We start from the raw sequence: 24851 nt of genomic DNA, 5'->3' as shown, positions 1-24851 counted from the left end.
CGACCAGCCCCCAGGAGGCGCCGCGATGCACGATCAGCACGCTGCCCGCGCGCGCTTGCGGCGTGCCGGCCGCCGGCGTCGCGATCTCCTCCCATACCGGCAGGTAGGCGAGCGTGGCGTCATCTGCCGGAGCTGCCGCGTCTGGTGCGTCTGGTGCGTCTGGTGCGTCTGCCGCATCGACCGCGCCGCCGTGCGGCGCCGGCACGGGCGCCACGTCGATCCAGTAGCGCTCCGAGGCAAACGGGTAGGTCGGCGCCGCGATCCGTCGCGGCAGGGTGGCGGGCGAGTCCTGGTCGTACAGGCGCGCCCAATCGAGATCGAGGCCGCCCGCCCACAGCTTGGCCAGCTGCTCGTGCTTGCCCTTGCGAAGCCAGCCCTCGATCGCCGCGCCGAATTCCTCGTCGAGGGCGAGCACGCCCGAGGCCAGCGAATCCGGCGCTGCACGACCGGCATGCACGCCCTCGATCGGCTCGCCGGTCCTAGCGTAGTGACGCAGCTGCCGCTCCAGCTCCTCGCGGCTGCTGGCGACGAAGGCGACGCGCTCGGCCATCGCATCGCGGCCGAGCTGCATGGTGCGGGCGAGATCGTCGATACGCCGCGCCGGCATGCCGCTCGCGAGCGGCGCCGCGAGCCAGTCGGCCAGGCTGCGCGCATAGTCGCGCAGCCGCTCGGGATGGCGCGCCGAGAGCGGCACCAGCACGCGCCGCGCCGCGCCGCCCGTCGAAGCCTCGGCGGGCCGGGGCGCGAGCGCGGCGGCCGGCCGGTACTCCTCGATCACCACATGGGCGTTGGTGCCGCTGAAGCCGAACGAGCTGACGGCCGCCCTGCGCGGCGCGTCGCCCTGGGCCGGCCAGTCTCGCCGGTCGGTGTTCACGTAGAACGGCGAGGCATCGAAATCGAAATGGCGGTTCGGCGTGGCGTAGTTCAGGGTGGGCACCAGCTCGCCATGCGCGAGGCACAGCAGCACCTTCTGCAGGCTCGCCACGCCGGCCGCGGCCGAGGTATGGCCGATGTTGCTCTTCACCGAGCCCAGCGCGCAGAAGCCGCGCCGGTCGGTGTAGTCGCCGAAGGCCGTCGACAGCGCGGTCAGCTCGATCGGATCGCCGAGCCGGGTACCGGTGCCATGCGCCTCGACATAGCCGATGCTGCCGGGGTCGATCGCGTGGCGCCGGTAGACCTCGCGCAGCAACTCGGTCTGGCTGCTGCCGCTCGGCGCGGTGATGCCGTTGGTGCGACCGTCCTGGTTCAGGCCCGAGCCGACGATCACGCCGAGGATCGGGTCGCCGTCGCGCTCGGCGTCGGCCAGCCGCTTGAGCACCAGCGCGCCCACGCCCTCGCCGGGCACGAAGCCGTCGGCGGCGTCGTCGAAGGTCTTGCAGCGTCCCTCGGGCGAGAGCATGCCGGCCGCGCACATCGCGATGTACGACTCGGGCGTCAGGTAGACCGTCACGCCGCCCACCAGCGCGAGGTCGATCTCGCCGTTGCGCAGTGCCTGGCAGGCCAGGTGGGTCGCGACGAGTGCCGACGAGCAGGCGGTGTCGACCGGGATCGCCGGCCCTTTCAGGTTCAGGTAGTAGGCCAGGCGCGCCGCGCCGATCGCGTAGCTGCTGCCGATGCCCGAGGCCGCGCCCCGGTGGCGCATCGCGAGCTCGCCGTATTCGTGGTTCATCACGCCGAGATAGACGCCGCAGCGCTGGCGCGACAGGGAGCCCGGCGCGCAGCCCATCCGCTCGATCGCCCGGTATCCCTCCTGCAGGAACAGGCGGTGCTGCGGGTCCATCTCCTCGGCCTCGGCCGGCGAAATACGGAAGAAATCCGGATCGAAGCGATCGACGTCGTCCAGCAGGCCGATCCACTTGCAATAGACCTTGCCCTCGCGGCCCGGCTCCGGATCGTAGAACGCCTCGGTCGGCCAGCGGCTCGGCGGCACCTCGGTGATCGCGTCGTGACCGGCCGCGAGCTTGTCCCAGAACGTGTCGAGATCGGGTGCGCCGGGGTAGCGCCCCGACATGCCGACGATCGCGATGCGCTCGGGCACCGACGAGGCTGGCGAGGTCGAGGTCGGGCCGGCGGCGACGGCCGCGGGCTCGACGGCCGCGGGCTCGACGGACGGGGCGATGGGCGACGCGACGGACGGTGCGGCGGCAGCGACGGCGGGTTCGACCACGGGCGCCGCGACGGCGGCCGTCGCGTCCCGCGTCGGCGAATCCGCGTCGAGCTGCGCCTCGACGAGCCGCGCGATGCTGGTGACGTTCGGATGGTCATACACATCCATCGCCTTCAGCGCCACGCCGTAGCGCTGGTTGATGCCCTTGATCCACTCGACGCCGACGATCGAATCCATGCCGATCTGCACGAACGGGCGCTCGGCATCGATCTCGGCCAGCTCGACGAACAACGCATCGGCGAGGCTGCGCGCGAGTTCGCGCACGATCCGCTCGAGACGCGCCGCATCGCGCGGCGCGCGTGCCGTGTCGGGCATGGCCTCGACGGCGGCCGCGGCCGGCAATTCGGGCACCGCCCCGGCAAGCTGCCCGGCCGCCGGCTGCCGAGCCGATTCGCGCAGCAGCCGCTCCAGCAGTCCGGCGAATTCGGCCAGGCTCGGGTACTCGTACACGTCGGTGCTGCGGATCGCCACGCCGTAGCGCTGCTTCACCTCGCGAATCCACTCCACGCCGACGATCGAATCGAGGCCCAGCTCCGCGAACGGCCGCCGGATATCGAGCTCCTCGATCCCGACGAACAAGGCGCCGGCAAGGCTGCCGCGCAGCTCGGCCAGCAGCGATGCCTGCGTGGCGGCCTCCCGCGCCGAAGTCGATGCCGAGGTCGATGCCGGCGCGAGCCGCTCGGCCGAAGCCGCGACGAGCGCAGGCGTAGCTGCGGACGCAGGCGCGGTTGACGTTGTATTGAACTCGGACAGCGGCGTCAAGCTGATGCGCGGTGCGCGCGGTGTCGTGTGCTCTGCCTGTTTCACGGTTCCCTCTGATTCGGATGACGCACGAGCGACGGAGGCCGCGTGCGGTACGACAGCGGCGGCGGCGACCGCCGCGAGCCGCACGGCGCCGGTCTTGCGGCCGGCCGTCGCGTCGACCCCGGCATTGGCCCCGGCACCGGCCCGGGCACCGACCCAGTAACGGCCGCGTGCGAACGGATAGGTCGGCGCCGAGATCCGGCGAGCCGACGGGCCGGTCGCCCACGACGGCCAGTCCACCGGCTCGCCCGCCACCCAGCGCGCGGCGAGCCGGTTGGCCTCCTCGGCATCGGCGGGCCCACTCGCGGCTGGCGCCGCGGTGCGCGGCGTCGCCTCGCGCAGGGCGGCATCGGCGCGGCCGGCATGAATGCCGTGGCCGGTGCGGGCACCCGCCACGAAGGCGGCCAGCGCCTGCTCGAGGTCGGCCAGCGAATGCGCGACGATCGCGAGGCGCTCGGGCATCTCGATGCGGCCGCGCTGGAAGGTGCAGGCCAGATCGGCAAGGCGCGGCGGCCCGGCCTGCCCGCGTCGCGGCGCGACCACGAAGGCATGCAGCCGCTCGGCATAGGCCGCGAGCCGCTCGGCATTGCGCGCCGAGAGCGGCACCACCACGGGCACGCCGGCCGGCTCGCCCGGCGCAGCTTCCGGCTCGGCGGCATCGCTTTCTGGGTACTCCGAAACGATCACATGCGCATTGGTGCCGCCCGCGCCGAACGAGGACACGCCCGCCGTGCGCGGCAGCGCCACGCCGTCGACCACCACCCGCGGCCAGTCGCACAGCGACTGGTTCACGACCCAGCGCGTGCCGGCCAGCGGCAGATCCGGATTCAACTCGTGCGAATGGAGCGAGGGCACCAGTTCGCCGTGCCGCAGCTGCAGCAGCACCTTGGTCAGCGCGGCAACCCCCGCCGCGCCCTCGCAATGGCCGATGTTCGATTTCACCGAGCCGATCCGGCACGGCTCTCCCGGCAAGCCATGCGCCTGCCCGGCGACACTGCCGGCGAAACCGCGCGCGAGGCCGGCCAGCTCGATCGGGTCGCCCAGCGCGGTGCCGGTGCCATGCGCCTCGACGTAGTTGATGGCGCGCGCATCGACACCGGCGGCCCGGATCGCTCGGGAGATCACGCTGCCCTGGGCCGCGGCGTTGGGCACCGTGTAGCCGTTGGAGCGGCCGCCGTGATTGATCGCGCTGGCCTTGACGAGGCCGAGGATGCGGTCGCCGTCGCGCTCGGCATCGGCGCGGCGCTTGAGGAGCAGCGCGCCCACGCCCTCGCCCGGCACATAACCCTCGCCGCCGCTGCCGAAGCTCGCGCAGCGCCCGTCGGCCGACATGAAGCGCGCCGCGCTCAGCATCCGGTACTTGTTCGGATGCAGACTCAGGTTGACGCCGCCCGCGATCGCGATGCCGATCTCGCCGGCCAGCAGGTCGCGGCAGGCCAGATGCACGGCCACCATCGAGCTGGAGCACATGGTGTCGATAGCGAGGCTCGGGCCATGCAGGTCGAAGAAGAACGACACGCGGTTGGCGATGCTCGCGTAGCTGCCGCCCGCCATGCCGACATCGCCGCCCGCCGCTGCGGCTTCCGCCGCAAGCAGCTGGTAGTTCTCGTACATCAGGCCGACATAGACGCCGGTGCCGCGACCCGCGCCGTGGCGCAGGTCCTCGGGACGCAGGCCGGCATCCTCCATCGCGGTCCACACCTGTTCGAGGAACAGGCGCTCCTTCGGATCCATCGACGTCGCTTCCTTCGGCGAGATATTGAAGAACAGCGGATCGAATGCGTCGGCATCGGACAGGAAGCCGCCCCACTTGCTATGGTGCGAGCCGCGCCCGCGCGCCGGATCGTAGTAGCGACGCCAGTCCCAGCGATGCGCAGGCACCTCCTCGATGCAATCGCGGCCGGCCCGCAGGTTGTCCCAGTACTGCTCGAGGTCGTCGGCCTGCGGATACTTGCCGGCCATGCCGATCACGGCGATGTCGCACTCGTCGGCGCCCTGCGCCGGCCAGACGCACGCGGGCGAGGCCGGCCGCGGGGTGGTAGCGCCGCCGGCCGCCGCTGCTTCGGTGGCTTCGGTGGCTTCGGTGGCTTCGGTGGCTTCGGTGGCTTCGGTGGCTTCGGTGGCTTCGGTGGCTTCGGTGGCTTCGGTGGCTTCGCTCGATTCAGCGAAGGGCCCGCCCGACGAAGCTTGCGTCGAGCCCGCGGCGGCAGACTCGGCGCAGAGCCGCGCCGCGATCGTGGCGCCATGCGCGGCTACCAGGTGACGCTCGAGTTCGTCGGCGAACTGATATTCGAAGAACAGCGTCTTGGGCAAGGGCCCGAAGCTGCGTTCGAGTTCGGCAATCAACCGGATCGCATTGATCGAATCGATCCCGTAGCTCTCGAAATGCTCGGCCTCGCGCAAGCGCGACTCGGGCAGCTTCAGCACCGTCGCCAGCGCGCCGTCGATGGCCGCGCGCACCGCGGCATGCACCGCGACCGACCGGGCCGCGGCGTCGGGGCCGCCGTCGTCTTGCGCGGCATCGGCGCCGCCTTGGCTATCGGCCACGGCCGGCGCCCCCATCGCACGGCTCGCTTCCGGCACGGCGAAGCGCTGCCGCGCCAACGCCTGGATCCGCGCAGGCGCGCCATAGACCACCATCGGGCTCGCGCTCGCGCCGTCCAGGCAAGCCTCCAGCGTGTCCAGACCGACCGCGCTCGGCATCGGCCGCATGGCGAGCCGGCGCTCGAGTTCCGCCTCGGTCTGTCGGTCGATGCGCATGCCGCCTGTCTGCCAGATCGGCCAGGCGATCGACAGGCTCAGGCCGGCACGCGCCGCGCCAAGCGCGGCACGATGCGCGGCGAACGCGTCCATGAAGGCATTCGCGACCGCGTAATCGCCCTGGCCGGGATTGCCGACCACACCGGCGCCCGACGAGAACAGCACGAAGCAGTCGAGGCTGGCCAGGCCGCGCGTGGCGAGATCGAGGTTCACGGCGCCGCGCACCTTGGGCGCCAGCACCTGCTCGAACTCGCCGGCGCGCTTGCGCAGCAGGTAGCCGTCGCGCAGCAGCCCGGCGCAATGCATCACGCCGTGCAGGGCACCGAACTCGTCGACGATCGCCGCCACCATCCGCTCGACCGCCGCGCGATCGGTGACGTCGAGCACGCGATACTCGGCCGCCACGCCTTGCGCCCGGATCCGCTCGATCGCGGCGAGAACCTCGCCGCCGGCCGCCGAGCGCCCGGTCAACACCAGCGTCGCGCACGGCGCCGCGCCCGCGAGCCGGTCCGCGATCCGTTCGGCCAGCGCCCGGGCGAGGCCGCCGCCGGCACCGGTGATCAGATAGACACCGCCCTGCCGCCACGGCAAGGGCCGTGCCTCGCCGCCGCGCGACGCATGCGTCACCGCCAGGCTCGCCACCTGCCGTTCGCCGTTCAGGTAGCGGACCCGGGTATCGGCGGGATGGCAGGCCTCGCGCTCCAGCACCGCGTCGAGCGCGGCGGCATCGAGTGTGTCGAGCGCATCGAAGGCGATCACCTGCCCGCGCAGCAGCGGATTCTCGAGATACGCGGTATCGAGCAGCGCGCCGAGCGCGGCCAGCATCGCGCCGGGCCCGTGCGTCGGCACCACGATCTGCACCAGCGTGGCCTGGCGCTCGGTTGACGCCATGCGTTCGCGAAGCTGCTCGAACAGGGCCAGCGCGTGGGCCTCGAACCAGGCCGGCAGGGCCGCCGGGTCGTCCGCGGACAGGCTCGCCGCGCGCGCGGCCGTTGCATGATGTGTCGCCGCGCCGGATTGCACGACCTCGACGGCTTGCCGGGCCCGTCCGGCCGCGGCCGTTGCCGCCGCCTCGTCAAGCCACCACACCAGGCGCCGCGCGACACCCGCCGCCGACCGTTCGCCGGCGTCGAGCGGCGCGGCGTGCCAGACCGGCTCGAGCCGCACCGCTTCGTCGCGATGCTGCCAGGCCGCCACCGCCACGCCGCGCAGGGCCACGCACAGCGCACCGCGCGCATCGCAGAGCTCGACGTCGAAGCGGGCACCCCCGACCGCCTCGCCGCCGTCGGCCTCGACAGGCCGGCGTCGGCGCAGGCACGCCCGCATCGCGCCGCCGGTGGCGGCATGGAATTCGACACGATCGATCCGGTAGGGCACCACCGGCGTGTCCTCGCCGAACTCGTCGTCGAGCAGGCTCAGCAGTGGCTGCAGGGCCGCGTCGAGCACCGCGGGATGCAGCCCGTACGAGCTCGAGGCGGGATCTCCCGGCGGCGCGGCAAGCTCGGCCAGCAACGTATCGCCGTCGCGATGCAGGCGCCGCAGCAGGCGATGGCTGTCGCCGTAGTCGATGCCGAGCCGCGCGAAACGTGCATGCAGCGTCGCGCAGGCCGCGCTGGCGGCTTGCGCGGCGAATACGTCGGCGGGATCCGCCAGCGTCGCGAGGCAAGCCTCGCGCGCGCGCCGCTCGGCATCCGCCTCGGCCACGCGCGGTACCCGGCGGGCCGTGCCCGTGCAGTGCATGACCGGGCCGGCCTCGTCGTCGAGCGGTGTCGAGCCAGCCTCGAAGCCGAGCGATTGCACATCCTGCCCGGCCCGCAGCACGAGCCGCAGGCGCCGCGCGCCGTCGCCGGCCGTCAGCGGCTGCACCCAGTTCACCGCCTCGATCACGAGCATCGAGTCGGCCGATTCGCCGAGCGCCCTGGCCGACGCCTCGCGCACCATCTCGAGATAGGCCGTCGAGGGCAGCACGGGACGCCCGCCGATCCGGTGATCGCGCAGGAACGATTCGTCGCCGTGCAGGACCGTATCGAAACGCATGCCCGACAGCATCGGCACGGCATCGCCCAGCAGCGCATGCGCGCGCGCCGGCGGCAAGGTGCCCGAGCCGGCATCGTCGGCGGTGGCGGTGGCGGTGGTCTTGGCCGGCAGCCAGTGGCGCTCGGGGGCGAATGGATAGGCGGGCGCCGCCATGCGGCGCGGCAGCGCAGCCGCTGGACAGCCGAGGTACAGACCCTGCCAGTCGAGCGTCGCGCCGGCCGCCCAGCTTTCGAGGATCCGCCGCGGCTCGCCCGCTTCCAGCCAGGCACGCAACTGCTCGGGCGCCACCGTGTCGGACGAGCCGTCCCGCTCGCGGCGGCCCGGCACCAGGCCGGCGTGCTCGCGGCCGGCCAACAGGGCGTCGAGCAGCACCAGCAGCTCGCCCTTGTCGCGGGCCAGCAGGCCGACTCGCTCGGCCATCGGCTGGCGCCCCACCTGGAAGGTATAGGCCAGGTCGGCCAGCACCTGGTCGAGATCGGCGAGCCGCGCCACGCAATCGCGCAGCTCGGCCGCGTACGCCAGCAGCCGCTCGCGGTTGCGCGCCGACAACGGAATCAGGTAGGGGCCCGCCATCCCGGCGGACCGCGCGGCGGGCGCGTATTCCTCGATCACCAGATGCGCGTTGGTGCCGCTGAAGCCGAACGAACTGACCGCTGCGCGCCGCGGCGCGGCAGCGGCAGGCGTCCAGTGCCGGCACGCGGTGTTCACCTGGAACGGCGAGGCCGAGAAATCGAAATGCCGGTTCGGCACCTCGAAATGCAGTGACGGCACCAGCGTGGCGTGGCGCAGGCTGAGCAGCACCTTGTGCAGGCCCGCCACCCCCGCCGCCGCCGACGTGTGGCCGATGTTGCTCTTGACCGAGCCGAGCGCGCAGAAGCCCGTGCGCGAAGTCTGCCGCCGGAACGCCTCGGTCAGCGCGGTCAGTTCGATCGGATCGCCCAGCCGGGTACCGGTGCCATGGGCCTCGACATAGCCGATCGTCTCGGCATCGATGCCGTGGCGCGCGTGCACGCCGGCCACCAGCTCCAGCTGGCTCGCCATGTTCGGCGCGGTGATGCCGTTGGTCTTGCCGTCCTGGTTGATGCCCGAGCCGATCACGGTGGCGAGGATCGGATCGCCGTCGCGTTGCGCGTCGGCCAGGCGCTTCAGCACCACCGCCCCGACGCCCTCGCCCGGCACGAAGCCGTTCGCCGCGTCGTCGAAGGTCTTGCAGCGGCCGTCCGCGGACAGCATGCCCGACGAGCACATCTCGAGATAGGAATCGGGCGACAGGTAGAGCGTGACGCCCCCCGCCAGGGCCATGTCGATCTCGCCCGCGCGCAGCGCCTGGCAGGCGAGATGGATCGCGACGAGCGCCGACGAGCAGGCGGTGTCGACCGGGATCGCCGGCCCCTTCAGGTTCAGGTGATAGGCCAGCCGCGCCGCGCCGATCGCGAAGCTGTTGCTCTTCTCGAGCATGGTGACCGCGCCGCCCACCCCGAGCTGCCGGTAATCCTGGCTCATGATGCCGAGATAGACGCCGCAGTTGCGGCCGTCGAGCGTATCGGCCGAGTAGCCCGCGCTCTCGAAGGCCCGATAGCCTTCCTGCAGGAACAGCCGGTGCTGCGGGTCCATCTCCTGTGCCTCGGCCGGCGAGATCCGGAAGAAGGCCGGATCGAAGCAGTCGGCATCGTCGAGCAGGCCGATCCACTTGCTGTAGCTCTTGCCCGGTCGCGCGGGATCGGCATCGAAGTGACGCGCCAGGTCCCAACGGCTCGCCGGGATCTCGACGATCGAACTGCGGCCGGCCGCCAGATTGTCCCAGTACGCATCGAGATCGCGCGCGCCGGGGTAGCGGCCCGACATGCCGATGATCGCGATCGGCTCCCCGCCCGCGGCGTGGGCTCGCGTGGACGCCGCTTGCCCGGCGGCCGGATCGGCGTCGTTCGGCAAGGGTTGCGACTGTGGGGCTTGCGAGGCTTGCGAGGCTTGCGAGGCTTGCGAGGCTTGCGAGGCTCGTGGGGCTTGCGGCGCGGCGCGGCGCGTCTCGATCAGCGCGGCCAGATCGGTCAGGCGCGCGCAGGCCAGGGCTTCGTCCACGCGCAATCGAACGCCGTGGCGACGGTTCACGCGCGACAACCATTCCTCGGCGACGACTGCGTCGAGTTCGCCGAGCGCCAGCCCCGGTCCGGCGTCGATCGTGCTCGCCGGCACGAACAGCGCCTGCGCCAGGCTCTCGATCAGTTCGTCGAGCAGCGACGCGGGCGCCACGCATGCTTCAGCGGTTGGCGGGTCCGCGCGATCCTCGCGCGCGGCGACCACCACCTCGGCGGCCACGACCGCGCGCGGCGCGGGATCGTCCGCCGGCGCCGGGATCGAGCGCAACAAGAGATCGGTCAGCGCCTCGACGTCCGGATGGTCGTAGACCTGAATCGCCTGGATCGACGTGCCGTGGCGCCGATTCAGGCCATGGATCCACTCCACGCCGATGATCGAATCCAGCCCCATCTCGACGAAGGGCTGCCCGACGTCGATCTCCTCGGGCTCCATGTACAGCGCCGCGGCCAGACTCTCGATCACCTGTCGGCGCAGCGCCTCGCGCCGCATCGGCTCGTTGCCGACGGGGGCGGCGGCCACGGCTCGCGGTTCGATCGAGGCGAGCGGCGCGCCCGCCTCGATGGCCGCTACCGGCACGGCCGGCACGGTGGGCACCGCGGCTTCGACCACCGCCGCCTCGGGCGCCGCCGCCGCACCGTCGGCCTGCGTGAGCGACTCGACCAGCCGCGCGAAGCTCACGATGTTCGGATAGTCGTAGACCTGGATCGCGTTGATGCCGATCCCGTGGCTGCGGTTCACCTGATGCACCCACTCGACGCCGACGATCGAATCGAGGCCCATTTCCATGAACGGTTGCTCGATATCGATCTCGGCGGCGTCCATGTAGAGCGCTTTCGCGAGACTCGCGGCCAGCGACCGCACCAGTGCATCGCGCGTGGGACGGCTCGCGGCGGGCGCGGCAGCCGTGACGACAGGCGCGGGGGCCGTGGCAACGGCCGCGGCTGGCGTCATCGCCGGGCGCGCGGCGATCTCCGGCGCGGCGGGGGCGATCGACGCGACGGCCACGCTCTCGCGCCTCGCGGGCGCGAGATCCCGAGCCGGCGACGAGGCGCCCTCGCTGCCGACCAGATACGCCGCCAGCGCTTCCACATGACCGCACCGCGCGAGCACCGCGCCATCGACATCGCTCGCGTAGGTCCGGTTCAGCTCGCGCAGCCAGGTCTGGCCGATCAGCGAATCGACGCCGAGTTCGTCGAACCGGTCGCGCGCACCGAGGCCCTGCGAGCTCATCGAGAGGATCCGCGCCAGGCTCTCGATCAAGGCGGCTTCCAGCTCGCCGCGCGCGGGCAGGGCCGCTTGCCCGGCCGTCGATACCGGCGCGGCCGGCGGTGCCGACGCGGCGGCCGGCGCTGGCGGGACGGCCAGCGCGTTCAGCGCGCTCAGTGTGACCGGCACCCGCTCGCGTCGCGGCGCGAAGCGGCCGCGCGCGGCATCGACCGCCGCGCCGAGCGTGATCGGCATGCCGGGCGCGGCATCGCGCGAGATCGGCGTCGCATCGTGCGCGGCGGCCTGCCCGGCAGGCGCTGCCGGCATCGCCCCGCCGGCCGGCGCCGCGCTCGCGGCCGCCGTCTCGCGTACCCAGTAGACGTTGCGCGCGAACGGATAGCCGGGCGCGCTCTCGAGCGGCGGCCGGCCGTCGGGATAGAGCCGGTCCCAGTCCGGTGACTGTCCGCTGATCCATTGATCGAGCAGTTCGGCGATGAGAGTGTGTTCAGTTGACATGGTGCGGACTCCGCCCGACTCGCGATACATGAAGGTTTTCGATATCGGCCTTGCCATCGACGAACTGGCTCAGTCGCGTCTCCAGCGCCAGGACCGAATCGGCGACGACGGCGAGCCGCTCCTCCATGGCCTCGCGTCCGAGCTGCAGCGTGCAGGCCAGCGAGCGAAGCCCATCGGCCTCGGCCCGCCGGCGATATTCAGGGTCGCGCAAGCGCGTGAGCAACTCGCTCGCGTAGCGGCGCAACTGCTCGGGCTTTTTCGCCGACAGCACGATCAGCACCGGGCCGCCCGCGGGGGTCGAGGCCGGCCCGCTGGTGGCAACGGCGGGCGCCGCGGCGGCCATCACGCGCGGCGCCTCTTCCAGGATCACGTGCGCGTTCGAACCGCCCGCGCCGAACGAGGACACCCCCGCCAGGCGCGGGTATTCGCGGCCATCGACCACGGGCCTCGCCCAGGGCCGGGTCTCGCGATTGACGACGAACGGCGAAGCGGTGAAATCGATGCCGGGATTGAGCTGCTCGGCATGCAGGCTCGGTACCAGTTGGCCGTACCGCATCTGCAGCAGGACCTTGGTGAGCCCGGCGATACCCGAGGCGGCTTCCAGGTGGCCGATATTGGTCTTGACCGAGCCGATCGCGCAGAATCCGCGCTCGTCGGTGTCGTGCCGGAACGCCCCCGTCAAGCCGGTGATCTCGATCGGATCGCCCAGCTCGGTGCCCGTGCCGTGCGCCTCGATGTAGCTGAGCGAGCGCGCGTCGATGCCGGCCCGATCCAGCGCGCCGCGCACCACGTTGCGCTGTGCGACGGGATTCGGCACCGTGTAGCCGTTGGTCTTGCCGCCGTGGTTGACGCAGCTCGCGCGGATCATCGCGTGGATGCGATCGCCGTCCGCGAGCGCGCGCGACAGCGGCTTGAGCACGATCACGCCCACGCCCTCGCCCGGCACGTAGCCGTTGCCGCCCAGCCCGAAGGTCTTGCAGCGCCCGTCCGACGACAGCATGCGCTGCGCGCTGAGGCTCACGTACATGTACGGGTGCAGCGCCAGGTTCACGCCGCCGGCGAGCGCCACCTCGCATTCGCCGTGGCGCAGCTTCTCGCAAGCCTCGTGCACCGCGACCAGCGACGACGAGCACATCGTGTCCACTGGCATGCTCGGGCCGTTCGCGTCGAGGAAGTACGACACGCGGTTGACCAGCGAGCAGAAGGACGTGAACGGTGCCTTGCCATGCTTGACGCGCTCGGCGCCGTACAGGCTGAACTCCGAGCGGGTGATGCCGGCAAACACGCCGAGCCGGCCGTGGTGCTGGTGCGCGATCCGCGCGCGGGTATAGGCGGCATCCTCGAGCGCCTGCCAGCACGCCTGCAGGAAGATCCGCTCCTGCGGATCCATGTTGCTGGCCTCGCGCGGCGACAGGTTGAAGAACAGCGGATCGAATTCGGCGAAGCCGTCGATGAAGCCGCCCCACTTGCCGTAGCTGCGATTGGTGCCGATCGCGCGTTCCCGATCGGCTTCGTAGAAGTCCTCCAGCGGCCAGCGATCGGCGGGAATCTCGGTGATACTGTCGCGGCCGCTGCGCAGGTTGTCCCAGAACTGGTCGAGATCGGGCGCCTGCGGATAGCGGCCGCTCACGCCGATGATCGCGATCGGTTCGTCCCAGGCCAGCGGGCCGCGCGCACGCGCCGACGCGGCAGCGGGCGCGGCGCCATGGGCGGCGGCCGGCGCGGTGGCCGACGGCGCCGCGGCGGCCTGCTCCGGCACGGCACGGTGCTCGACTTCCACCGCCGCCCAGGCCGCGCAAGCGTCGCGATGCGCGACCAGGAAATGACGCCCCAGTTGGCCCGCGCTCCGATGCTCGAACAGCAGCGTGCTGGAGAGGCGGCCGAAGATCTCCGAGAACCGGACGTTCAGCACCTTGATCAGGAAGGAGTTGATGCCGTAGTCCTCCAGCGGCCGGTCGAGCTCGAGTTCGTCCGCCGGCACCTGGAACACCTCCGCGACGAGCTTGCCGAAACGCGGCAGGAACGCCGCCGCGAGCCGGGCATCGGCATCGGCATCGATGGCGACCGCCTCGCCGGCATCGGCTCGCGACGACGGCGAGACCGCCGCGCGCTCATCCGCGGCCCGCGCCCGCTGGCTGCTGGCGGCCGGGCCCGGCCAGAAGCGGCGGCGCTGGAACGGGTAGGTCGGCAGGCCGGCCAGGCGCCGCGGCGCGGCGCCCTCGTGCCGTGCCGCCCAGTCGATCTCGGCACCCTCGACCCAGGCACGCGCGAGCTCGATCGCCTCGCCCGCACCCGACACGGCACGCCCGCGGCGCCTGGCCGGCGCCGGCAGCTCGCCGTGGAACAGCTCGCGGGCATCGGCCGCGCCGGTCTCCAGCCATCGCGCGAGCCGCGCGGCCAGTTCCCGGCCATCGCGCGCGACCACCGCAAGCCGACAAGGCATGGCCTCGCGGCCCGCCTGCAGGGTCCAGGCGAGCGCCTCGGGCTGCTCGCCCGCCTCGCGGCCGGCGGCGGTATCGAGGAAGGCGAGCCAGGCGCGCGCGTAATCGTCGAGCCGCGCGCGATCTCGCGCCGACAGCACGAACACCCGCGGCCCCGCCTCGGCCGTCGCGCGAGGCGCCGGCACGGCGAACTGGTACTCCTCGACCACCAGGTGCACATTGAGCCCGCTCGCGCCCGTCGAGGTGATGCCAGCGCGACGCGGCACCGCCTCCGCGCCAATCCGCAGCGGCTCCCAATCGGCCAGCTCGGCATCGAGTTCGAACGGCAGCGCCGCGAAATCGATATCGGGATTGCGCTCGCCCGATACCACGGTGGGCGGCAGCCGGCGATGCCGGAACGCCAGCAGCACCTTGCTCAACTGCGCCATGCCCGACACCGCCTCGCCGTGCCCGACATTGGGCTTCACCGAACCGATCCGGTAACGGCCGCCGGCGCGCTCGCGAGCGCCGAACACGCGCGTGAGCGCGGCCATCTCGATCGCGTCCCCGACCGCCGAACCCTGGGCGGAGGCCTCGATATAGGCGATGCTGCGCGGATCGACGCCGGACCGCTCGAGCGCCGCGCGCAGCACCGCCTCCTGCTGCTTCTGGCTCGGCATGCCGAAGCGGTTCATCCGGCCGTTCTGGTTGACGGCGCTGCCGCGGATCAGGCCGTGAATCGGATCGCCGTCGGCGAGCGCGCGCCGGTAGGACTTCAGCACCACCGCGCCCACGCCCTCGCCCGGCACGTAGCCGAGCCCGCCGCTGGCGAACGCGGTACTCGCATCGCCGGTGGCCAGCACCTGCAGCTTGGCGAGCTGCTGATAGCTCGACGGATGCAGGTTGAGATTGACCGCGCCGGCGATCGCGATGCCCAGTGGCTCGCGGCGCAGGTAATGGCAGGCCTCGTGAATCGCCACCAGCGCCGACGCGCAATGGCTGTCGAAGGCCATCGCCGGGCCGTTGAAATCGAGGCAATGCGAGACGCGGTTCACCAGCGTGGCGAGCGAGGTGCTCTGGTAGGGCTGCGCCTGGCCGGCGCCGTACAGGTTGAAGCCCTGCTTGGTGATGCCGCCGAACACGCCGATCCGCGCGCGCTCGGCGCGCGTAAACGCGCCGGGCGGATACCCCGCGTCCTCCAGCGCGTGCCAGCACGCCTCGAGGAACAGCCGCTCCTGCGGATCGATGTACTCGGCCTCGCGCGGCGCGATCTGGAAAAACAGCGGATCGAATTCGTCGAAGCCGTCGAGAAAACCGCCCCACTTGCTGTAGGACTTGCCGGCGGCGACCGCCGCGTCCGGATCGGGCTCGTAATGATCACGCCAGTCCCAGCGTTCGGCGGGAATCTCCGAGATCGAGCGACGACCGGCCGCGAGGTTCTGCCAGAACGCGTCGAGCGTCGGCGCGCCGGGGTAACGTCCGGCCAGCCCGACGATCGCGATCGCATCGGCATAGGCATCGGCATAGGCATCGGCTGCCGGATCGGCGGGGTCGGCCGGGCTCGCCGCCCGCGCGCGGGCCGGCCTTGCCTCGGTCGCGTCGCGCGCCGCGTGCAGCAGATCCTCGAGCGGGTACTCGCGCGCCTCGCGGGCCGCTGCCAGCACCGCCGGCAGCGCCTGGGCGACCCGTGACAGGTCCAGGCCGAGCGGCAGCGCGAAGCGCACGCAGTGATTCAGGTGACTGTCGCGCAGGTTGCCGACATGATGCATCCCGCCGCGCAGGCCGTAGTCTTGCGCGAGCTGCCGCAGCAGCGCGTCGCGCGAAGCGGCGCTGCCGGTGGCGGCGAAGCGGTCGGCGCGCAGCAGCACGCAGTGCGCGGCACCGGGCTGCAGCACCGGAATCGCCAGACGCTCCAGCTCGCGATGCAGCACCGCGACGCCGTCGATCTGGCGGCCGATCTCGCGCGCCAGATCGGCACGATCGGCACATGCCGCCGCGATCCGACGCAGTTCCGCCGGCCCGGGCAGGCCGCCCTCTAGGCGCGCGATCCCCGCCGCCCTGGTGAACTGGCGTGCGTCGCGCACGGCGAGCAGGCCGCCCGCGGCGAGGCCGAAATCCTTGCACAGGCTCCCCACCACGGCATCGGCATGATCGGCGATCTCACGCACGATCTCCCACAGCCCGCGCCGCGCCTGCCCCGGCTCGTGACGCCGGATCAGCTCGGCGTTCTTCAGGATACGCGTGACATCCAGCACCAGCGGCACGGCGTGCCGCCGGCATGCCTCGGCGGTCGCGCGAATCTGCGCCAGCGAAACGGGGTAGCCGCCCGAGGCGTTGTTGGCCAGTTCGAGCGCAACCATCGCGATCGTCGCGCCCGCGCCTTGCAACTCGCGATCGAGCCCGGCCAGGTCGATGCCGCCTCGGAACAGCTCGCGCGAATCGGCGTCGAGCGCGCGCGGGTCGGGCAGCTCCACCGCCTCGAAACCCTGCCTCACGAGATTGTGCAGCGTCGATTCGAACAGCAGGTTCTGCGGCACGCGCCGGGGCTCGCCGCGCAGCGTGCGGAACAGCAACTGCTCGGCCGAGCGGCCCGAGGTGGTGGGCAGGCAGTGCTCGAAACCGAACAGCGCCGCGAGCGAGCGCGCAGCCTCGTCGGCGGCGGCAGCGCCTCCCGCCAGATCGAGCCGCGTAGCGCGCTCGCGCATGTGGGGATAGTCGACATGCGCCCAGGAATCGCTGATCAGGTCGAGGCGCAGCGTGGCCGGATCGACGCGCGTCGCGTCGAACACGTCGCACGCGTCGCGAACCTGCGTCGATTGCGCCGGTTTCGCGGTCGGCGCCGGCGATGAAACGGGCAAGGCGGCATCGGCCGCGGCGGCCATCTCGCGCACCGCGCGATGGGTCAGGCCCTTGCGGTAGAACTGGCTCAGGCAGCCGGCGATCACCGTTTCGGGCTTGCCGGGGCGACGGTACAGGTAGACCGCGTGATCCTTCGTGCCGTACTTGCTCTTGTACTGCCGGTTGGCCGCGCCGCGCTCGAGGATGGCGCGCAGCTGGCTGCGGGTTCCCGCCAGGAAGGCGTCGCCCTCGGGATCGCTCGATCCCTCGCCGGTATCGAAGAGGCCCCAGGTCAGGCCCAGGCTGAAGCGCTCGCGGCCCTCGGCGGCCAGCGTCGCGAGGATCTCGCTCACCGCGTATTCGGTGCCGCCGAGCGGCATCTCGGCCAGGTAGTACTCCTGGTCCATCAGGTAGCCGTCGCCGTCCGGCGTGATCATGATCACGTTCTGCAGGACCTCGCCGAGATAGGTCAGGAAGACGCGGTAGCGCTCCTGCAGACGGCCGGCGGCCATCTCGCCGAGCACCACGTCGACGTTATTGACCACCTTCTTCGCGTCGCTCCAGGCGCAGATCACATGCCGGATCTCGCGTGCGACCGCGGGATCGGGTTCGCGGTACTCGACCACCCGGCACGTCCCGGCCTTGCGGAAGCGATCGACCATGTAGCGCAGCCGGCGCATGCGCCCGCCCGCCAGCGAGAACGCGCCGATCGACTCGATGGTCTGCACCACCCCGACCGGCGCGGCCAGCAGCCCGCAGCCGGCCTCGAGATCGGGCTTGCGCCCCGCCGACAGGTCGAGATAGCCGAACTCGTCGCCGCGCTGCCTGCATGCCTCGAGCAACGCGGTGAACAAGGCCTGGCGGTGCCGCGCCTCGCCCGTGTACCGGGTGGCGAACGCGATGCCGCCCTCCACCAGCAGATGGCAGTAGGCGCCGGCCTCGGTATCGACGAACAGCTCCGGCCAAATTTCGAGCAAGGCGATGCCCTTCACGGCCGGGCCGCCGTCGGCCCGGGCCACGGCCTCGGCCAGCCGCGGCTCGGCCGACAGCCGGGCCTTGTCGACGCGGCGATAGCGCCGCGCGCCGTCGTCGGCCGGTGGCGAGTGTCGTGGATCGGGCAGGATTGCGCCGGGCGGATGGCCCGCATCGACCGTGGCGGCCGGCCGGGCGGCGGGCGTCGAACCGGCCGCGGATGACGGGGCCGGCGCGGCGAACCAGCCATGGGCCGCGAGCCGCTCGGCATGCTCGTCCACCAGATGGTCGGCCAGTTGCTGGACGTTCTCGTGCTCGAAGAAAAGTGTCTTCGACAGGCTGCCGAGCTCCGCCTCGATCGCGCGCGTGGTGTCGAGCGCAAGGATCGAATCCATGCCGTAGCTCGCGAACGGCGCGTGAATGTCGAGGCGCTCGGGCGCATGACCGAGCACCGCGGCAATCCGGCCGACCAGGTAGGCCAGCACCGCGCGACGCCGCGCTGCCTCGTCGAGCACCGGGCCCGGCCCGGCCTCGGTGCGCGCCGCGCCGAGGCCGGCGTCCGCCTGCCGAGCCACGCGCGGGCGCGAAGCCAGCAGGCTCGCCGCGGCACGTTCGGGAGTCCAGCCGGCGTCGCCATGACCGACCACGACATGCGCGGCGTCCGAGGCGAGCGCCTGGTAGAAGGCCGCGATTCCGTACTCGGTCGCCATCGGCACGAGCCCGAAGGCCCGCTCGAAATGTGCCGCCACCGACGGCTGCCGGCCCATGCCGCCATCGCGCCAGAGCGGCCAGCCGATCGACAGCACGCGCCCGTGTCGCGCCTCGCGTCGATCCGCATGTGATTCGGCGCAGGCATCGAGAAAGGCATTGCCGGCACCGTAGCCGGCCTGCCCGAGATTGCCGGTCACCCCGACGATCGACGAAAACGACACGAGGAAATCGAGGCCGATGTCCGCGGTGGCCGCATACAGTGCCTCGGCGCCCGCCACCTTGGGCCGCAGCACGGCGTCGAAATCCTCGCGTGACTGGCGTGCCAGCAGCGTATCGCGCGTCAGGCCGGCCGCGTGGATCACGCCCGACAGATGACCGTGCTCGCGCCGCAGCGACTCGACCAGCGCGCGCACGGCGGCGGCGTCGCCGACGTCGAGCTGCCGATGGCGCACCACCAGGCCATCGCGCCGGCCGATCGCGTCGAGCTTCGCCGCCAGCACGGCATCGGCGGCCGAGCGCCCGGCCAGCACGATCGTCGCGCTTCGCAGCTGCGCGGCGATCTCGCGCGCGAACGCGAGCCCGAGTTCGCCGGCCCCGCCCGTGATCAGATAGACCCCACCTTCCTTCCAAGGCCGCCAGCGTTCGTCCGGCAGCGGGTTCGCCAGGGCAGGCGACGGTTCGAGCGGCTCGAACACCAGCGACTCGCGCACGGCCGGACCGGCCTGCCCGATCTCGCGGCGATAGCGCGCCCGGTCCGCCGCATCGGCGCGGCTCTCTCGCACCCAGGCCAGCGCCTCGGCGGTGCCGGCCGCGGCATCGATCGACAGCACCTGCGCCGACCACGACGGCTGTTCGAGCCGCGCGCTGCGCACCAGCCCCGCCAAGGCCGCGAACACGCTCGCGGGGCCATCCGCGGGCAACAGCAATTGCAGCGCCACGCCCGCCTTGCCCTCGCGGGCCAGCTCGCGCACCTGCTCGAAGACACGCCCGGCCAGGTCGGCGAAACGCTCGGCCGGCGTCGCGCCCTCGGCATCGATCGCGACGATCGAGGTATCGGGCAGGGCATCGCGCCAGGCCGCGAGATCGCGACGCGCGGCGGCCTCGCGCTCGAATCCGCAAAGCAGCAGCCAAGGCGCGAAGCCGGCCGCGTCGTCCCGGACCGGCGCCTGCGCCGTCTCGATCGGCCGGGCACGCCAGCGCGGCCGGAACAGGCGCGTCGACACGGCCGGCTCGGCGAGCACGGCACGCGAGGCGGCCGGCGTGGCCGACGCGCGCAAGGGCCGGAATGCCAGACCGCGCAGGCTGGCCCAGACTCGGCCGTCCTCGTCGCAGAGGTCGAGGTCGACGCTGGCGATCGATGCTCGTGTCCCGGCCGTCCGGCGTACCCAGGCCCAGGCCCGCGCGGGGCAAGGGCCGGCGGCGATCAGTCGGTCGAGCGAGAACGGCACGCAGGCAGGCGAATCGGCCAGCGCCCGGCGGCCGATCGCGAGCGCCATGCCCGCCTGCACGGCGGCGTCGAGCAAGGCAGGCGGCAAACGGAATTGCTCGCGCGAGCCGGCCACGCAGGCCGGCAGCTCGATGCGCGCGAGCAGCTCCGACGGCTGCGCCGGGTCCTCGCCCCAGGCGAGTTCAACCAGGCCGCGATGCGCGGGGCCGTAGCGGAATCCCATCCGCTCGAAACACCGATGACAGGCTTCGGCATGGCTCGCCTGCCCGGCGAGGTCGAAACGCGCGCGCAGCGCGGCCAGGTCGAGCGGCTCGGCGATCGCGCCGGCGGTCTCGGGGATGGTTGCGCGCGCATGGATCGACGCCGTGCCCGGCGCGCCGCTGCACGCCTCGTAGTGGCGCGTGCCGGCCGGCTCGTCCGCCAGCAGGCGAACCGTCAACGTGCTCGCGGCGCTCACCTCCAGCGGTTGCAGCCAGGCGAGATCGCGCAGTTCGAGCACCGACGGCGCGGCACCCGGCAGCGCGGCCAGGGCGGCATGCGCCAGCTCGAAGTGGACCACGCCCGGCAGGATCGCGCGTTCGTCGAGACGATGATCGGCAAGATAGCTCGCCTCGGCATCGAGCCGCACCTGGAACGCGACATCGCTGGAACCCGCGGACGCGGCGAACGCGGCATCCGGCGTCAGGCTCAGCTTGCCCGGGTAGCCGCCGGCCGCGGACGGCACGGGCACCACCGACGGCGCCGAGGGCGCGGCGAACCAATGCCGCTCGCGCGCGAACGGATGACCCGGCAGCGGCAGGCAGGCGGGGCGCGCGTCATGCAAGGCCGTCCAGTTGGTGATCCGCGCGCCGTTCACCCAGCATCGCGCGAGCTGCTCGAGCCGGCGCTCGCGCATCCATCCCGCCAGCACTTGTTGCACGTCCGGGTTGCGGTTGACGAAATCGGCGAGCGCCGTGTCGGGCGACCCCGCTCCGACCAGCAGGCCGGGTTCGGCAGCGCCGGCCACAAAGGCTCGCAGGCGCCGCGCGATGGTCTCGACCGAATCGGCCACGAAGGCGAGCCGATACGGCATCGGCTGCCGGCGCTGCAGCGTATAGGCGACGTCCGCGGCGGCCGGCGCATGGCGCTCGCAATAGGCGAGCAGGCAACCCGCGTATTCGATCAACTGCTCGCGGCTGCGCGCGCCGAGCAGGACCAGCACGTCCCCTGCGGTCGCGGCCTCGGCGCGAGTCACGCCGGCCTCGAGCACCACATGCGCATTCGCCCCGCCCGAGCCGAAGCTGCTGACCCCGGCCAGCCGCGGCACGCCATCGCGCATCGGCCACGGGCGCGGTGTGTCGACCACCACGAACGGCGTGCCGGACAACGTGATCTGCGTATTGAGCCGGGACACGTGCAGGCTCGGCGGGATTTCCCGATGCGCGAGGCCCAGCACCGTCTTCAGCACGCCAGCCAGGCCGGCCGCCGCCTCCAGGTGGCCGAGATTGCTCTTGACCGAGCCGATGCCGCAGGAATCGCCCGCGGCATCGCGCGTGCCGAACGCATCGATCAGCCCGCGCACCTCGATCGGATCGCCGAGGCGGGTGCCGGTGCCATGCATCTCGAGGTAGCCGATCTGGTCAGCCGTCACGCCCGCCGCGGCCCATGCGGCACGCAGCAGGTCGGCCTGGCGGTCCGGATGTGGCACGGTCAGGCCGCCGGTCAGGCCGCCGTGATTGCAGGCACTGCCGCGCAGCACCGCGTGGATCGGATCGCCGTCTCGCAGCGCCTGGTCGAGACGGCGCAGCATCAGCATCACCGCGCCCTCGGAGCGCACGTAGCCATCGGCGGAATCGTCGAGCGTCTTGCAGAGACCGTCCGGCGACAGCATCCCAGCCTTGTAGTAGGCGATGGTGTTGCCGGGATGGCAGATCACATTGATGCCGCCGACCAGCGCCTGCTCGCATTCGCCGGCGCGCAGCGCCTGCGCCGCCTGGTGCAGCGCGACCAGCGAACTGGAGCAGGCCGTATCGACCTGGATGCTCGGGCCGCGAAGATCGAAACTGTATGAAATGCGGTTCGCGATCACCGCCATCGAGGCGCCGGTCGCGACATGCGCCTCGACGCCGATGCCGGCCGCCTCGAGCAGCAGGCGGTAGTCCGAGCCGCTCGCGCCGACATACACGCCGGTCCGGCTGCCGGCCACCGCGTCCGCGCTGTAGCCGGCACTCTCCAGCGCCTGCCAGGCGAGTTCGAGCAGGATCCGTTGCTGCGGGTCCATGGTCGCGACTTCCTTGGGCGACAGCCGGAACAAGCCGGCATCGAAGCACGCGATGTCGTCCAGGAAACCGCCGCGATCGATGCCGCGATGGCGCCCACGCGGATCGATCTCGCCGGGCCAGCGCCAGCGTTCGCCAGGCCGCTCGCCCACCACGCAGGTGCCGGCCTGGAGCGCGTTCCAGAACGCCTCCGGCGTGTCCAGCCCACCCGGCAAGCGGCAGGCCATGCCGACGATCGCGATCGCATCGGGCGCGATCGCGCGCGGCGCCGCCACGTCGGCCGAGGCCGGTTTGTCGGCCTGCGATGCGCGGCCGCGCGGCGCGGCGAGCGGAACCGTCGCGTCGCGCGCGGCCGACTCGAAATGCGCGACGATCGCGGCCGGCGTGTTGTGACGGAACAGGAAAGTGGGTACCAGCGTCGTGCCGCAATACCGCGCCAGCGCCTCGCCGAACTCGAGCAAGCCGACCGAGTCGAGCCCGAGCTGCATCAGCGGCAGATCGCGCGCGTAGGCGAGCTCGCCGCCTTCTCCCACGATGCGCCGCACGCTGTCCTCGATGAAGGCGTGCAGCGCGCCGGCGTCGATCGCGCGCGAGGATCGATCCTGCTTGCCCGCGGCGGCCCCGTCCTCGTCGATCGACGACGCGGCGGCTGCCAGGCCCAGCTCGTTGCGCTCACGATGCGCCAGGTCGTAGGACACCAGCACGCCGAAGCCGGCATTGCGCGCGTCGCGCGGCCGGTAGCCCGGCATCGGCCGCTCGATGCGCGCGCCGTGCAGTTCGTGAAAGCGCAGGATCGGATCGGCCAGCACCCCCGAGGCGTTGCGCAGCGCCAGGTAGGCCTCGATCGACAAGGCGGGATGCTTGTGGAAGTCGCGGCACAGAGTCACCGCGACGAGAGACTGGACCTCGGGCAACGCCGCGCAGCGTTGCAGCATGAATTCGAGCAGCTCGTCGCCGAGGCGGCGCGCCTGACATGCCGGATCGACATTGACGGCCAGCAGCTGGACCACCGGGGCGCCCGCCACGTGCAGCGAGTCGACGCGATCGGCATCGATCTCGTGCAGGGCCGCCACCGAGGCGATCCGTTGCGAATAGATCACACCGACCGGCAGGTAGCCGCCCGACAGCTGGGCCAGGTCGAGCACGAACTGGCCGGCCGCATGGCGGCCCAGGCGAGCAGCCAGGGTCGCCTCCGGCATGCGCAGCTCGGCGGGCCAGCAGGCTGCCTCGAGCGCCAGCAGCGCGCCCAGGTCCTCCGGCACGGCAGCTCGTATGCGATAGTCGCGCGCCTCGAATTCGCCGAGCGTCGCATGCCGCCGGCATGCCGCGTGCGCGTAGGCCAGGGGCGGCGTTCGCGCGTACAGCCCGTGGGCGGCCATCTCGATCAGGAATGCCTCGGCATCGCCGCCGGCCGCGAGCCCGAGCAAGCGCAGCATGCGAGGGACCAGACCGGTGCAAGGCGTGCCGTCGAGGCTCTCGACGGCGCACGGTGCCCCGTGTCGCGCGAGCACGAGCGCCGCACGCGCGCCGAGCGCGAGCAGGCCGCCGAGCTGGTGGATGGCGGCCTGGTCGGCCGCGCCATCGAGCAGGCAGACGGGCAGCAGCGCATCGATCCTGTCGACGGCATCGGCCGCCGCGATGTCGAGCCTGCCCAGTTCGGCGCGCCATGCCGCGCGCGCGGCATCGGCCCGCTCGCCAGCGGACACGCCGGCCTCGCACGCGGCACCGAACGCCGCCGGCACGCACACGATGCGCGGCGCCTCGGAGGCGGCGATGCCGAGCCGCTGGTCCTGCCGGGAGATCGCATCGGCCAGCCGTTCGGCGAGGGCCCACGCCACCTCGCCCACCAGTGCCAGGTAACGCGGACGCAGCGCCGCAGCCACGGCGAAACGCGCCAGCACGGCCGCCTCGCATTCGGCGACGGCATCGCCGACGAGTTCGCCGGGCAACGCGCAGTGGTGATCGTTGCCGGGTGCGCCTGCCTCGGCGTCCTGCTCGGACAGGATCGACAGATAACGTGTCGCCTGCAGCAGCGGCTCACGAAATGCCACAACGCCTTCGATCTCGGCGCGCAGCACGTCGGGTTCCAGCCCGTCGAGCAGACCCGAGGCATCGAGCAGGTGACGCAGGTCCGCACCGAACGCATCGGCCAAGGCACGCCACGCGGCCGCATCGCGCGGCCACGCCGCGTTCGAGCGGGCGGCGGCGGCAAGGAACGGAACCAGCACCGCTTCGCCAAGCCGCAACTCGGGCGGCAACCCGGATGGCGACTCGAGCAGCAGACGGCGGCTCAAGCGGTTCAGGCATGCGCGGAATCGCACGTCGAGGAACGCCGCCCGGTCGGGCTCGACACCATACGGCTCGAGCAGATCCGAGAGCAGATCGGCAAGGCCCGCGTGCTTGGCGAAGCATGCATCCACGAGTGCGGCCATGTCCCATGTCGAGTTCGATGCGCCCTCGCCCGCTGCCGGCGCGAACCGCGCCAGCCATTCGCGCAAGGCCGCCATGCCGTCGCGATCGAGGCGCGCGAGCGCCTCGCCGCCATGCCGCCGACGCAGCGCCAGAAGGATCGGCACGGCGACATAGGCCGCTCCCACCTGCTCTCTCAATCCGTTCAT

General features: G+C 72.2%; 2 protein-coding genes (1 of these 2 only partly in view). Both read right to left on the bottom strand.

Annotated elements, in window-relative coordinates; genetic code table 11:
• Positions 1-11587, bottom strand: the 5' portion of a protein-coding gene (locus tag FB600_RS07250; protein ID WP_145756444.1) for an SDR family NAD(P)-dependent oxidoreductase. The gene continues 5297 nt to the left of window position 1, outside the view; the window shows 11587 of its 16884 coding nt (coding positions 1-11587); its start codon is at positions 11585-11587; its stop codon lies beyond the left edge, outside the window.
• The gene (locus tag FB600_RS07245; RefSeq protein ID WP_145756443.1) at positions 11577-24851 is read right to left on the bottom strand and encodes an SDR family NAD(P)-dependent oxidoreductase; all 13275 of its coding nucleotides are present in this window, start codon (positions 24849-24851) and stop codon (positions 11577-11579) included. Before FB600_RS07245 ends, FB600_RS07250 begins: the two co-directional genes overlap by 11 nt.

Source organism: Burkholderia sp. SJZ089, assembly GCF_007828315.1.
Classification (GTDB): domain Bacteria; phylum Pseudomonadota; class Gammaproteobacteria; order Burkholderiales; family Burkholderiaceae; genus Burkholderia; species Burkholderia gladioli.
Note: the sequence above shows the minus strand (reverse complement) of the source record. Positions and strands in the feature narration are given on the sequence as shown.

Coding starts and splice junctions, on each gene's coding strand:
- FB600_RS07245 (WP_145756443.1), bottom strand. CDS start 24,851: ATGAACGGATTGAGAGAGCAGGTGGGAGCGGCCTATGTCGCCGTGCCG.